We start from the raw sequence: 281 nt of genomic DNA on the forward strand, positions 1-281 counted from the left end.
GTATAGAGTATCTGCCTAAATCGGTATTGTTTTATCGCCAACAATTACAGTGGTTTGGTGGTATGGGGATCATTGTATTAGCGGTAGCAATCCTGCCAATGCTTGGCGTAGGTGGTATGCAGTTGTATCGGGCTGAGATTCCAGGCCCCGTAAAAGATTCCAAAATGACCCCGCGTATAGCCGACACCGCTAAACACCTTTGGTATATTTATGTGTCTATTACCCTTGCATGTACTTTGGCGTATTGGAGCGCTGGCATGAATTGGTTTGATGCAATTTGC

1 protein-coding gene is annotated in these 281 nt (G+C 45.2%); it reads left to right on the top strand.

Annotated features, from left to right (window positions below; translation table 11 throughout):
* Nucleotides 1-281, top strand: a 281-nt coding sequence (locus tag AAEY79_RS14570) for a potassium transporter TrkG (protein WP_352289015.1), incomplete at both ends; no start/stop codon positions are given.

This window comes from Psychrobacter sp. GW64-MNA-CIBAN-0177 (assembly GCF_040309585.1).
Classification (GTDB): Bacteria; Pseudomonadota; Gammaproteobacteria; order Pseudomonadales; family Moraxellaceae; genus Psychrobacter; species Psychrobacter okhotskensis.